At 59.8% G+C, this 13,177-nt stretch carries 9 protein-coding genes and 1 tRNA gene; all 10 read left to right on the top strand.

Features of this window, described 5'->3' with window-relative positions; translation table 11 throughout:
- Positions 1-68: 68 nt before the first annotated feature.
- The 10 genes from BBA01S_RS38900 (at position 69) to BBA01S_RS38855 (ending at position 13,112) form a co-directional block, all read left to right on the top strand.
- Positions 69-144, top strand: a tRNA-Trp gene (locus BBA01S_RS38900).
- A gap of 38 nt (positions 145-182) precedes the next feature.
- Positions 183-563, top strand: coding sequence for a preprotein translocase subunit SecE (secE, locus tag BBA01S_RS38895; RefSeq protein ID WP_027821102.1), 381 nt, complete (start codon positions 183-185; stop codon positions 561-563).
- A 1-nt stretch (position 564) separates the two neighbouring features.
- On the top strand, positions 565-1,122 hold the full coding sequence (nusG, locus tag BBA01S_RS38890; RefSeq protein WP_027821101.1) for a transcription termination/antitermination protein NusG: 558 nt from the start codon (positions 565-567) through the stop codon (positions 1,120-1,122).
- 181 nt (positions 1,123-1,303) lie between these two features.
- A complete protein-coding gene (rplK, locus tag BBA01S_RS38885; protein ID WP_027821100.1) occupies positions 1,304-1,735 on the top strand; it encodes a 50S ribosomal protein L11 in 432 nt (143 codons plus the stop codon).
- Entirely contained in the window at positions 1,736-2,431 is a 696-nt protein-coding gene (rplA, locus tag BBA01S_RS38880) for a 50S ribosomal protein L1 (RefSeq protein WP_027821099.1), read from the top strand.
- A gap of 320 nt (positions 2,432-2,751) precedes the next feature.
- On the top strand, positions 2,752-3,252 hold the full coding sequence (gene rplJ, locus BBA01S_RS38875; protein ID WP_027821098.1) for a 50S ribosomal protein L10: 501 nt from the start codon (positions 2,752-2,754) through the stop codon (positions 3,250-3,252).
- Between the two features lie 75 nt (positions 3,253-3,327).
- Positions 3,328-3,702, top strand: a complete 375-nt coding sequence (rplL, locus tag BBA01S_RS38870) for a 50S ribosomal protein L7/L12 (protein WP_027821097.1) — start codon at positions 3,328-3,330, stop codon at positions 3,700-3,702.
- 370 nt (positions 3,703-4,072) lie between these two features.
- The gene (gene rpoB / locus BBA01S_RS38865; RefSeq protein WP_027821096.1) at positions 4,073-8,179 is read left to right on the top strand and encodes a DNA-directed RNA polymerase subunit beta; all 4,107 of its coding nucleotides are present in this window, start codon (positions 4,073-4,075) and stop codon (positions 8,177-8,179) included.
- 21 nt (positions 8,180-8,200) lie between these two features.
- On the top strand, positions 8,201-12,460 hold the full coding sequence (rpoC, locus tag BBA01S_RS38860; protein WP_027821095.1) for a DNA-directed RNA polymerase subunit beta': 4,260 nt from the start codon (positions 8,201-8,203) through the stop codon (positions 12,458-12,460).
- Positions 12,461-12,635: 175 nt separating this feature from the next.
- Positions 12,636-13,112: a hypothetical protein gene (locus BBA01S_RS38855; RefSeq protein ID WP_042298625.1), complete on the top strand. Its 477-nt coding sequence runs from the start codon at positions 12,636-12,638 to the stop codon at positions 13,110-13,112.
- Positions 13,113-13,177 lie beyond the last annotated feature (65 nt).

The following is a 13,177-nucleotide window of genomic DNA, read 5'->3' as shown; positions in this document are numbered from 1 at the left end:
GTTTTTGCCAGTCTCGTTGATCGACTAGTGGTTTCCGGGGTGGTTTAACCGCCACCCCAAAATGGTTTAGGGGTATAGCTCAACTGGCAGAGCGTCGGTCTCCAAAACCGAAGGTTGGGGGTTCGATTCCCTCTGCCCCTGCCAACTTCTCGCGCCTGTGGCGCGTTGTTCTTTAAGGTGTTATGGCGAATCCTTCCGTCGAAACTGTTAATACTTCCAGCGACAAGCTGATGCTTGTGGTGGGTGTATTGTTGGTTGTGGCCGGGTTCGTAGCGTTCTACTGGCTCGGTAGCCAGGAGTGGTATGTCCGCGGTGCAGCGCTTGTGGTTGGCGTCGCTGCGGGGGTGGTAGTCGGTCTTCTTTCGGCGCCCGGCAAGAGCTTCATCGCGTTTGCCAAAGACTCGTACAAAGAAGTTCGCAAGGTCGTCTGGCCGACTCGCAAAGAGGCTACGCAAACGACGCTGGTGGTCTTCGGTTTTGTGCTGGTAATGGCCATCATTCTCTGGGTTTGCGACAAATCCATCGAATGGGTGATTTTCTCGGCGATTCTGGGTTGGAAATGATATGAGCGATACACCGGCATCCCCGAGCGGAAAACGTTGGTATGTGGTGCACGCCTACTCCGGGATGGAGAAGAGCGTGCAACGTGCGCTTCAAGAGCGCATCGATCGTGCCGGCATGCAAGACAAGTTTGGCCAGATCCTCGTTCCGACTGAAGAAGTGGTCGAGGTGAAGGGTGGTCACAAATCAGTGACTGAGCGTCGTTTCTTCCCGGGCTACGTCCTGGTTGAGATGGAAATGACGGATGAAACGTGGCACCTCGTGAAAAACACGGCAAAGGTGACCGGTTTCGTCGGCGGTGCACGCAATCGCCCGAGCCCGATTTCGCCGCGCGAAGTCGAAAAGATCATGTCGCAGATGCAGGAAGGCGTTGAGAAGCCGCGCCCCAAGACCCTGTTCGAAGTCGGCGAGATGGTCCGCGTGAAGGAAGGTCCGTTCACGGACTTCAACGGCAGCGTCGAAGAAGTCAACTACGAAAAGTCGCGTGTCCGGGTCTCCGTCACCATTTTTGGTCGCGCTACACCGGTCGAACTCGAATTCGGTCAGGTCGAAAAGCTGTAAATCGAATACTACGGATCGCACCTTCGGGTGCGGTCCGTTTTTCCGCGCTTACGGTCCGCGTCATGGCCGTAGAGGAGCGTCAGTACCTCAATCGGCTGTAGAAATGTTGGGACAGCGAAGATTGTGCGAACGCGCGCTACCACTCACCTGAACGCTCACGCGTTCCATTGAGGTTTTCAACATGGCAAAGAAAATCATCGGCTTTATCAAGCTGCAGATTCCTGCAGGTAAAGCCAACCCGTCGCCGCCGGTCGGTCCGGCACTGGGCCAGCGCGGCCTGAACATCATGGAGTTCTGCAAGGCGTTCAACGCGCAGACCCAAGCGATGGAACCGGGTCTGCCGATTCCGGTCGTCATCACCGCGTTCGCTGACAAGAGCTTCACGTTCGTCCTGAAGACGCCGCCGGCTACGGTTCTGATCAAGAAGGCAGCGAAGGTCGACAAGGGTTCGGCCAAGCCGCACACCGACAAGGTCGCTACGATCACGCGCGCGCAAGCCGAAGAAATCGCCAAGACCAAGATGCCGGACCTCACGGCAGCTGATATGGATGCAGCGGTTCGTACGATCGCTGGTAGCGCCCGCTCGATGGGCATTGTCGTGGAGGGCGTGTAAATGGCTAAGGTTTCGAAGCGTCAACAGGCACTGGCTGCCAAGATTGACCGTCAGAAGCAATACCCGATCGCTGACGCACTGTCGCTCGTGAAGGAATGCGCTACGGCGAAGTTCGACGAGTCGATCGACGTCGCAGTCCAGCTCGGCATCGATGCAAAGAAGTCGGACCAGGTCGTTCGTGGTTCGGTCGTTCTGCCGGCAGGTACGGGTAAGTCGGTTCGCGTTGCTGTGTTCGCACAGGGCGAAAAGGCTGAGCAAGCTAAGGCAGCTGGCGCGGAAATCGTCGGCATGGAAGACCTGGCTGAACAGATCAAGGGCGGCAACCTGAACTTCGACATCGTGATCGCTTCGCCGGACACGATGCGCGTCGTCGGTACGCTCGGTCAGATCCTCGGCCCGCGCGGCCTGATGCCGAACCCGAAGGTCGGTACGGTTACGCCGGACGTCGCCACCGCGGTCAAGAACGCGAAGGCTGGTCAGGTGCAATTCCGTGTCGACAAGGCCGGTATCATCCACGCGACCATCGGCCGTGCATCGTTCGAGCCGACCGCTCTGCGCAGCAACCTGAACGCGCTTCTCGAAGCGCTGACGAAGGCCAAGCCGGCAACGAGCAAGGGCGTGTACCTGCGCAAGATCGCTGTTTCGAGCACGATGGGCGTTGGCGTTCGCGTCGACCAGTCGTCGCTGGCAGCTTAATTGCCGCACAAGTTTTGCCGCGTTGAGGCTCGATAGGGCAGCAGCGCGGATTTAAAGGGCTTTGGGCGGTTGTGCGGTGGCAAGTACCGCATCGTGCAACCGGTTGTCAAAGACCGTTGGCGGAAGTGCAGCAGGCAGGTGCTTCCTTAATGCAAAGCCAACGCAGATGGCGAACCCGAAAAAGTTTTGAAGTGTTGATGTGAGCAAAGCAGGTGGCAACACCTGACGATGCAAGCTGATTTACTCCGGACTGGTCGGTCGCCGTTGTTGAATGCGGCATCTGGCGCAATAGCGTTGGGTGTCGAATCTGGAGGTTAACCGTGCCACTGAACAAAGAAGGTAAGCAGGCCGTCGTCGCTGAAGTCGCCGCGCAAGTCGCGAAGGCTCAGACCGTCGTGTTGGCCGAGTATCGTGGAATCGCGGTTGGCGATCTGACCAAGCTGCGCGCGAAAGCGCGTGAGCAACAGGTGTACCTGCGCGTGTTGAAGAACACGCTGGCGCGTCGCGCTGTCGAAGGTACCCCGTTTGCTCCGCTGGCAGAGCAGATGACTGGCCCCCTGATCTACGGCATCTCGGAAGATGCAATTGCTGCTGCTAAGGTCGTCAACGACTTTGCAAAGAGCAATGACAAGTTGGTCATCAAGGCTGGTTCCTACGAAGGCAAGGTGATGGACGTGGCAGGCGTGCAAGCGCTGGCCAACATCCCGAGTCGCGAAGAACTGCTCTCGAAGCTGCTGTTCGTCATGCAAGCTCCTGTCTCCGGCTTCGCGCGTGCACTCGCCGCGCTGGCAGAGAAGAAGCAAGCAGAAGAAGCGGCCTGATTTCAGGCTGTCGAACAAGCAAGAGCGAGCGAAGATCGCTAGCTGTTTCCGAATTCAAATCTGGAGTAATTTCAAATGGCAATCGCAAAAGAAGACATCCTCGAAGCCGTTGGCTCGATGTCGGTTCTCGAACTGAACGAACTGGTCAAGGCATTCGAAGAGAAGTTTGGCGTGTCGGCAGCTGCTGTGGCAGTCGCTGGCCCGGCAGGCGGCGGCGCAGCTGCTGCTGCTGAAGAGCAGACCGAATTCACGGTCAACCTGCTCGAAGCTGGCGCAAACAAGGTTTCGGTCATTAAGGCTGTTCGCGAACTGACGGGTCTCGGCCTGAAGGAAGCGAAGGACCTGGTTGACGGTGCACCGAAGCCTGTTAAGGAAGCTGTGCCCAAGGCTGCTGCTGAAGAAGCCAAGAAGAAGCTGGAAGAAGCCGGCGCGAAGGCTGAAATCAAGTAAGTTTCAGCGCGCTGTGCGAAGGCTGGCGGTTTTTACACCGCCGGCCTTTTTGTGCTTTGTGGGTTCTGCGTTTTTGTGTTCGATTTCTTGAAGATCGGAGGCGGGATGCGGGACCCAGAAGCCAAAGAAAAACGTCTTACGCAGGGTGTGATTTTGACCGCCTGTGCGCACGACGCTTCTCTTTGTCTTCTGAAGCGACTGCAGAAGGCAAGTTTGGTCGGGCAGCGGGCAAGTTATGACAAGCCGGTATCCGCTGCCGTCAGCCAGCGGTTGGTAGAGGCCAACCACCAAGCTTCCAGGGCTCGCGCAGCCATCGGGTCTCAGTCGGTGAACACTCGGGTCGTCCTACCCGCCGTGATTCGGAGATCGTATGCAATATTCCTTCACCGAGAAGAAGCGTATTCGCAAGAGTTTCGCGAAACGCCCCATCGTTCACCAAGTTCCTTTCCTGCTGGCAACCCAGCTTGAATCTTTCAGTACCTTCCTGCAAGCGGAAGTGCTGTCGGCGCAGCGCAAACCGGAAGGTCTGCAAGCTGCGTTCACGTCTGTTTTTCCTATTGTTTCCCATAACGGCTTTGCTCGTCTAGAGTTCGTCAGCTACATGCTGTCGTCGCCGGCATTCAACATCAAGGAATGCCAGCAACGCGGTTTGACGTACTGCTCGGCGCTGCGCGCCAAAGTCCGTCTCGTCCTGCTCGACAAGGAATCGCCGAGCAAGCCGGTCGTGAAGGAAGTGAAGGAACAGGAAGTGTACATGGGCGAAATTCCGCTCATGACGCCCACCGGTTCGTTCGTCATCAACGGCACGGAACGTGTCATCGTCTCGCAGCTGCACCGCTCGCCTGGCGTGTTCTTCGAACACGACAAGGGCAAGACGCACAGCTCGGGCAAGCTCCTGTTCTCGGCACGTATCATTCCTTACCGCGGTTCGTGGCTCGACTTCGAGTTCGATCCGAAGGACGTGCTGTACTTCCGCGTCGACCGTCGCCGCAAGATGCCGGTCACGATCCTGCTGAAGGCCATCGGCCTCACGCCGGAACAGATCCTCGCAAACTTCTTCGTGTTCGATAACTTCACGCTGATGCCGGAAGGCGCGCAGATGGAGTTCGTGCCGGAGCGTCTGCGTGGCGAAGTCGCGCGTTTCGACATCACCGATCGCGACGGCAAGGTCATTGTCCAGAAGGACAAGCGGATCAACGCAAAGCACATTCGCGACCTCGAAAGCGCGAAGACCACCTTCATTTCGGTGCCCGAAGACTACCTGCTCGGCCGCGTTCTCGCGAAGAACGTCGTCGACGGCGACACGGGCGAAGTCATCGCTAACGCGAACGACGAAATCACCGAAGGCGTGCTCGACAAGCTGCGCGAAGCGAAGATCAAGGACATCCAGACGCTCTACACGAACGATCTGGATCAAGGTCCTTACATCTCGTCGACGCTGCGTATCGATGAAACCGCCGACAAGATGGCCGCGCGCATCGCGATCTACCGCATGATGCGTCCGGGCGAGCCGCCGACCGAAGAAGCGGTCGAAGCGCTCTTCAACCGTCTGTTCTACAGCGAAGAAGCGTACGACCTCTCGAAGGTGGGTCGTATGAAGTTCAACCGCCGCGTGGGCCGTGACGAAATCGTCGGCCCGATGACGCTGCAGGACGACGACATCCTCGCGACGATCAAGATCCTGGTCGAACTGCGTAACGGCAAGGGCGAAGTGGACGACATCGACCACTTGGGCAATCGTCGTGTGCGTTGCGTCGGCGAACTGGCGGAAAACCAGTTCCGCGCAGGTCTCGTGCGTGTCGAACGCGCAGTCAAGGAACGCCTCGGCCAGGCCGAAAGCGAAAACCTGATGCCGCACGACCTGATCAACTCGAAGCCGATTTCGTCGGCGATTCGCGAGTTCTTCGGTTCGTCGCAGCTGTCGCAGTTCATGGACCAGACCAACCCGCTGTCGGAAATCACCCACAAGCGCCGTGTTTCGGCACTTGGCCCGGGCGGTCTGACGCGCGAGCGCGCTGGCTTTGAAGTCCGCGACGTGCACCCGACCCACTACGGCCGCGTGTGTCCGATTGAGACGCCGGAAGGTCCGAACATTGGTCTGATCAACTCGCTCGCTCTGTACGCGCACCTGAACGAATACGGCTTCCTCGAAACGCCGTATCGCAAGGTCGTGGACAGCAAGGTGACCGACCAGATCGACTACCTGTCGGCGATCGAAGAAGGCCGTTACGTGATCGCTCAGGCGAACGCGGCAGTGGCTGACGACGGCACGCTGACCGACGAACTCGTCTCGTCGCGTGAAGCGGGCGAAACGCTGATGGTCACGCCGGACCGCATCCAGTACATGGACGTGGCGCCGTCGCAGATCGTCTCGGTTGCAGCTTCGCTGATTCCGTTCCTTGAGCACGATGACGCGAACCGCGCACTGATGGGCTCGAACATGCAGCGTCAGGCCGTGCCTTGCCTGCGTCCGGAAAAGCCGGTCGTTGGTACGGGTATCGAGCGTACGGTTGCAGTCGACTCGGGTACGACGGTTCAGGCGCTGCGTGGCGGCGTGGTCGACTACGTCGACGCAGGCCGTATCGTGATTCGTGTGAACGACGACGAAGCGGTGGCGGGTGAGGTTGGCGTTGATATCTACAACCTGATCAAGTACACGCGTTCGAACCAGAACACGAACATCAACCAGCGTCCGATCGTGAAGATGGGCGACAAGGTTGCGCGTGGCGACGTGCTGGCTGACGGCGCATCGACCGATCTGGGCGAGCTCGCGCTCGGCCAGAACATGCTGATCGCGTTCATGCCGTGGAACGGCTACAACTTCGAAGATTCGATCCTGATCTCGGAGAAGGTGGTTGCGGACGACCGTTACACGTCGATCCACATCGAAGAACTGAATGTCGTTGCTCGCGACACGAAGCTCGGACCGGAAGAAATCACGCGCGACATTTCGAACCTCGCGGAAGTGCAACTTGGCCGTCTCGACGAGTCGGGCATCGTGTACATCGGCGCGGAAGTCGAAGCCGGCGACGTGCTGGTGGGCAAGGTCACGCCGAAGGGCGAAACCCAGCTCACGCCGGAAGAAAAGCTGCTGCGCGCGATCTTCGGCGAGAAGGCTTCGGACGTGAAGGACACGTCGCTGCGCGTGCCCTCGGGCATGAGCGGCACGGTCATCGACGTGCAGGTGTTCACGCGTGAAGGCATCACCCGCGACAAGCGTGCGCAACAGATCATCGACGATGAACTGAAGCGCTATCGCCTCGACCTGAACGACCAGCTGCGCATCGTGGAAGGCGACGCGTTCCAGCGTCTGGCACGTATGCTCGATGGCAAGGTCGCGAACGGCGGCCCGAAGAAGCTCGCGAAGGGCACGAAGATCGATCAGGCTTACCTGAGCGACCTCGACCACTACCACTGGTTCGACATCCGCCTTGCGGACGAAGAAGCAGCGGCGCAGCTCGAAGCCATCAAGAACTCGATCGAAGAAAAGCGTCACCAGTTCGATCTGGCGTTCGAAGAGAAGCGCAAGAAGCTCACGCAAGGCGACGAACTGCCGCCGGGCGTGCTGAAGATGGTCAAGGTGTACCTGGCAGTGAAGCGCCGCCTGCAGCCTGGCGACAAGATGGCAGGCCGTCACGGTAACAAGGGTGTCGTGTCGAAGATCGTTCCGATCGAAGACATGCCGTACATGGCCGATGGCCGTCCGGCAGACGTCGTGCTGAACCCGCTGGGCGTTCCGTCACGGATGAACGTGGGTCAGGTTCTCGAAGTGCACCTGGGCTGGGCCGCTAAGGGTCTGGGCTGGCGTATTGGCGAGATGCTTGCGCGTCAGACGAAGATTGCAGAACTGCGTGAGTTCCTCACGAAGATCTACAACGAGTCGGGCCACAAGGAAGACCTCGACAGCTTCAGCGACGACGACATCCTCGAACTGGCGAAGAACCTGCGCGAAGGCGTGCCGTTCGCAACGCCGGTGTTCGACGGTGCGACCGAAGAGGAAATGGGCAAGATGCTCGATCTGGCGTTCCCGGACGACATCGCACAGAACCTCGGCATGACGCCGTCGAAGAACCAGGTGCGTCTGTACGACGGCCGCACGGGCGAGATGTTCGAGCGCACGGTGACCGTGGGTTACATGCACTACCTGAAGCTGCACCACTTGGTCGACGACAAGATGCACGCGCGTTCGACGGGCCCGTACTCGCTCGTCACGCAGCAGCCGCTGGGTGGTAAGGCGCAGTTCGGTGGCCAGCGCTTCGGTGAAATGGAAGTGTGGGCGCTCGAAGCGTATGGCGCTTCGTACGTGCTGCAGGAAATGTTGACGGTGAAGTCCGATGACGTGACGGGCCGGACGAAGGTGTATGAGAACCTCGTCAAGGGCGACCACGTGATCGATGCGGGCATGCCGGAATCCTTCAACGTGCTCGTGAAGGAAATCCGCTCGCTCGGTATCGACATCGACCTCGACCGCAACTAATCGGACTACGGAGAGAAGGCAATGAAAGCTCTGCTCGATCTATTCAAGCAAGTCCAACAAGAAGAAGTTTTTGACGCGATCAAGATCGGTCTGGCCTCGCCGGACAAGATCCGCTCGTGGTCGTTCGGCGAAGTGAAGAAGCCGGAGACCATCAACTACCGTACCTTCAAGCCGGAACGGGATGGCCTGTTCTGCGCGAAGATCTTCGGGCCGATCAAGGACTACGAGTGCCTGTGCGGCAAGTACAAGCGCCTGAAGCACCGTGGCGTGATCTGCGAGAAGTGCGGCGTTGAAGTCACGCTGGCGAAGGTGCGCCGCGAACGCATGGGCCACATCGAACTGGCCTCGCCGGTCGCGCACATCTGGTTCCTGAAGTCGCTGCCGTCGCGTCTGGGCATGGTGCTCGACATGACGCTGCGCGACATCGAACGCGTGCTGTACTTCGAAGCGTACGTGGTGATCGAACCGGGCATGACGCCGCTGAAGGCGCGTCAGATCATGACCGAAGAGGATTACTACAATAAGGTCGAAGAGTACGGTGACGAATTCCGCGCTGAAATGGGCGCGGAAGGCGTGCGCGAACTGCTGCGCGCGATCAACATCGACGAACAGGTCGAGACGCTGCGCACCGAGCTGAAGAACACCGGCTCGGAAGCGAAGATCAAGAAGTACGCGAAGCGCCTGAAGGTGCTCGAGGCCTTCCAGCGTTCGGGCATCAAGCCCGAATGGATGGTGCTCGAAGTGCTGCCGGTGCTGCCGCCCGAACTGCGTCCGCTGGTGCCGCTGGACGGTGGCCGTTTCGCGACTTCGGACCTGAACGACCTGTATCGCCGCGTCATCAACCGTAACAACCGTCTGAAGCGTCTGCTTGAGCTGAAGGCGCCGGAGATCATCGTCCGCAACGAAAAGCGGATGCTCCAGGAAGCGGTTGACTCGCTGCTCGATAACGGCCGTCGCGGCAAGGCGATGACGGGCGCCAACAAGCGTCCGCTGAAGTCGCTCGCCGACATGATCAAGGGTAAGGGCGGTCGTTTCCGTCAGAACCTGCTGGGTAAGCGCGTGGACTACTCGGGCCGTTCGGTCATCGTGGTGGGCCCGACGCTGAAGCTTCACCAGTGCGGTCTGCCGAAGCTGATGGCGCTCGAACTGTTCAAGCCGTTCATCTTCAACAAGCTGGAAACGATGGGCGTCGCGACGACCATCAAGGCTGCGAAGAAGGAAGTCGAGAACCAGACGGCCGTGGTGTGGGACATCCTCGAAGAGGTGATCCGCGAGCATCCGGTCATGCTGAACCGTGCACCGACGCTTCACCGTCTTGGCATTCAGGCTTTCGAGCCGGTGCTGATCGAAGGTAAGGCAATCCAGCTGCACCCGCTCGTTTGCGCGGCGTTCAACGCCGACTTCGACGGTGACCAGATGGCTGTTCACGTTCCGCTGTCGCTCGAAGCGCAGATGGAAGCGCGCACGCTGATGCTGGCGTCGAACAACGTCCTGTTCCCGGCCAACGGCGATCCGTCGATCGTGCCGTCGCAGGATATCGTGCTGGGCCTGTACTACGCCACGCGTGAAGCGATCAACGGCAAGGGCGAAGGCATGACGTTCACGGGCGTGTCGGAAGTGCTCCGCGCGTACGAGAACAAGGAAGTCGAGCTGGCCTCGCGCGTGAACGTGCGTATTACCGAAATGGTCCACAACGAGGACAAGTCGGAAGGCGCACCGGCATTCGTGCCGAAGATCTCGCTGTACGCGACGACCGTTGGCCGTTCGATCCTGTCGGAAATTCTGCCGCCGGGTCTGCCGTTCTCGGTGCTGAACAAGCCGCTGAAGAAGAAGGAAATCTCGCGTCTGATCAACACCGCATTCCGCAAGTGCGGTCTGCGTGAGACGGTGATTTTCGCTGACCAGCTGATGCAGTCGGGTTTCCGCCTGGCAACGCGCGCCGGTATTTCGATCTGCGTGGACGACATGCTCGTGCCGCCGCAGAAGGAAACCATCGTCGGCGAAGCCGCGAAGAAGGTGAAGGAATACGACCGTCAGTACATGTCGGGTCTCGTCACCGCGCAGGAACGCTACAACAACGTGGTCGACATCTGGTCGAACACGTCGGAAGCGGTCGGCAAGGCGATGATGGAGCAGCTCGCGACGGAACCGGTTATCGACCGCGACGGCAAGGAAACGCGTCAGGAATCGTTCAACTCGATCTACATGATGGCCGACTCGGGCGCGCGGGGTTCCGCAACCCAGATTCGCCAGCTGGCGGGTATGCGCGGCCTGATGGCGAAGCCGGACGGCTCGATTATCGAAACGCCGATTACCGCGAACTTCCGCGAAGGCCTGAACGTGTTGCAGTACTTCATCTCGACCCACGGTGCACGTAAGGGTCTGGCTGATACGGCACTGAAGACCGCGAACTCGGGTTACCTGACGCGTCGTCTTGTCGACGTGACGCAGGATCTCGTGGTCGTCGAGGAAGATTGCGGCACGTCGAATGGCGTGGCGATGAAGGCACTCGTGGAAGGCGGTGAAGTCGTCGAAGCGCTGCGCGACCGTATTCTCGGCCGCGTTGCGGTGGCGGATGTCGTCAATCCTGAAACCCAGGAAACGATCTACGCTTCGGGCGACCTGCTCGACGAAGACGCAGTCGAAACGATCGAAAGCCTCGGCATCGACGAAGTGCGCGTGCGCACGCCGCTGACCTGCGAAACGCGTTACGGCCTGTGCGCATCGTGCTACGGCCGCGACCTGGGTCGTGGTTCGCGCGTGAACGTCGGCGAAGCAGTCGGCGTGATCGCGGCACAGTCGATCGGCGAACCGGGCACGCAGCTCACGATGCGTACGTTCCACATCGGTGGTGCGGCATCGCGTGCAGCAGTGGCCTCGTCGGTTGAAGCCAAGTCGAACGGTACCGTCCGCTTCACGGCGACGATGCGTTACGTCACGAATGCGAAGGGCGAGCAGATTGTCATTTCGCGTTCGGGCGAAGCCATCATTGCCGACGATCACGGCCGCGAGCGCGAGCGTCACAAGGTGCCGTACGGCGCGACGCTGCTGCAACTCGACGGCGACGTGATCAAGGCCGGCACGCAGCTCGCTACGTGGGATCCGCTGACGCGTCCGATCATCACCGAGTACGGTGGTACGGTGAAGTTCGAAAACGTCGAAGAAGGCGTGACGGTTGCCAAGCAGATCGACGATGTGACGGGTCTGTCGACCCTCGTCGTGATCGACGTGAAGCGCCGTGGTTCGCAGGCTTCGAAGAGCGTGCGTCCGCAGGTCAAGCTGCTCGACGCGAACGGCGACGAAGTCAAGATCCCGAACACCGAGCATTCGGTGCAGATCGGCTTCCAGGTCGGCGCACTGATCACGGTGAAGGACGGTCAGCAAGTGCAAGTCGGTGAAGTGCTCGCACGTATCCCGACCGAAGCGCAGAAGACGCGTGACATTACCGGTGGTCTGCCGCGTGTGGCGGAACTGTTCGAAGCACGTTCGCCGAAGGACGCAGGTATCCTGGCAGAAGTCACGGGTACGACGTCGTTCGGTAAGGACACGAAGGGCAAGCAGCGTCTCGTTATCACGGATCTCGAAGGCAACCAGCACGAGTTCCTGATCGCGAAGGAAAAGCAGGTTCTGGTTCACGATGCACAGGTCGTCAACAAGGGCGAAATGATCGTGGACGGCCCGGCCGATCCGCACGACATCCTGCGTCTGCAGGGTATCGAAGCGCTGTCGCGTTACATCGTGGACGAAGTGCAGGACGTGTACCGTCTGCAGGGCGTGAAGATCAACGACAAGCACATCGAAGTGATCGTGCGTCAGATGCTGCGTCGTGTGCAGATCACCGACAACGGTGATACGCGCTTCATTCCGGGCGAGCAGGTCGAGCGTTCGGACATGCTGGACGAGAACGACAAGATGATCGCCGAGGACAAGCGCCCGGCAACGTATGAGAACGTGCTGCTGGGTATTACCAAGGCATCGCTCTCGACGGATTCGTTCATCTCGGCGGCATCGTTCCAGGAAACGACGCGCGTGCTGACCGAAGCGGCGATCATGGGCAAGCGCGACGATCTGCGTGGCCTGAAGGAAAACGTCATCGTCGGCCGTCTGATTCCGGCTGGTACGGGTCTCGCCTTCCACAAGGCGCGCCGTGCGAAGGAATCGTCGGATCGCGAGCGTTTCGACCAGATCGCAGCGGAAGAAGCGTTCGAATTCGGTACGCCGGAAGCCCCGGCCGCCGAAGAGCCGCAAGTGCAGCCGCAGCAGCACACGACGGACGAGTAAAGCGATGAGCGGGGCAGGGCGGTGCAAGCCGCCCCTCGCTCCCGCTGTCGCCACGCTCGCACCGTAAGTGCGCTACAAAGCCGCCTGGTTCACGCCAGGCGGCTTTTTTATTGGCGCGAATGTTTAGGTGTTCTGCGTATGGCTGGCGGTGGCTCGCTCAAGACGCGAGCCGTACATGCGACGTCGCGCCGCAGTGCTGGCGAGGTCGCTGCGCGCTGCGGCGCAGCGTGCTAACGTAGCGCGCCAAGTCCGGCTGCGCGTGGCGTTCTGTGCCGTTGCGCACGCCCGCTCAGGCGGCATTTATCTGAATCTGGAGGCGGTAATCATGTGGGTCGTTGGGATTGGTCTCATCCTGAATCTGGTGTCGTGCGTCGCCAATTTTTCGCATCTGCTGCACTTCGTCGGCAAGGAGCAGGCCGCCAACTTCTTCGCGACGTTCCTCGTGTTGTGGGCGTTCCTGATCATCGGCTTCATCATGCAGCTGGCGCGCAAGGCACGCATGGGCGCGTTGCTGCTCACGATCGGTTCGCTGGTGTTCATGGTGGGCAGCGCCGTGCTGCTGCCGCTCGGACTGCTGGTGGCGGTCTCGTTCCTCGCGGGGATCGTGACGATCGTCGGTAGCGTTCGCATCGCGCTCTCGCAGGAACGCTAATCTTGCGTTGAACGAAGTTTTGCGCTGGCGGCCCGCAATGGGCACGCCAGCTTCCTCGCTTTTTC

Origin of the sequence: Paraburkholderia bannensis NBRC 103871, assembly GCF_000685015.1 — a bacterium.
In the GTDB taxonomy this organism is placed as follows: Bacteria; Pseudomonadota; Gammaproteobacteria; order Burkholderiales; family Burkholderiaceae; genus Paraburkholderia; species Paraburkholderia bannensis.
The sequence above is the reverse complement of the archived record's forward strand: the minus strand, read 5'-3'. Positions and strand labels throughout refer to the sequence as shown.

What these genes read in the sequence shown, in the direction of transcription:
- rpoC (WP_027821095.1), top strand. Translation starts at nt 8,201, where the DNA reads ATGAAAGCTCTGCTCGATCTATTCAAGCAAGTCCAACAAGAAGAAGTT.
- BBA01S_RS38855 (WP_042298625.1), top strand. Translation starts at nt 12,636, where the DNA reads ATGCGACGTCGCGCCGCAGTGCTGGCGAGGTCGCTGCGCGCTGCGGCG.
- rplK (WP_027821100.1), top strand. Translation starts at nt 1,304, where the DNA reads ATGGCAAAGAAAATCATCGGCTTTATCAAGCTGCAGATTCCTGCAGGT.
- rpoB (WP_027821096.1), top strand. Translation starts at nt 4,073, where the DNA reads ATGCAATATTCCTTCACCGAGAAGAAGCGTATTCGCAAGAGTTTCGCG.
- rplA (WP_027821099.1), top strand. Translation starts at nt 1,736, where the DNA reads ATGGCTAAGGTTTCGAAGCGTCAACAGGCACTGGCTGCCAAGATTGAC.
- secE (WP_027821102.1), top strand. Translation starts at nt 183, where the DNA reads ATGGCGAATCCTTCCGTCGAAACTGTTAATACTTCCAGCGACAAGCTG.
- rplL (WP_027821097.1), top strand. Translation starts at nt 3,328, where the DNA reads ATGGCAATCGCAAAAGAAGACATCCTCGAAGCCGTTGGCTCGATGTCG.
- nusG (WP_027821101.1), top strand. Translation starts at nt 565, where the DNA reads ATGAGCGATACACCGGCATCCCCGAGCGGAAAACGTTGGTATGTGGTG.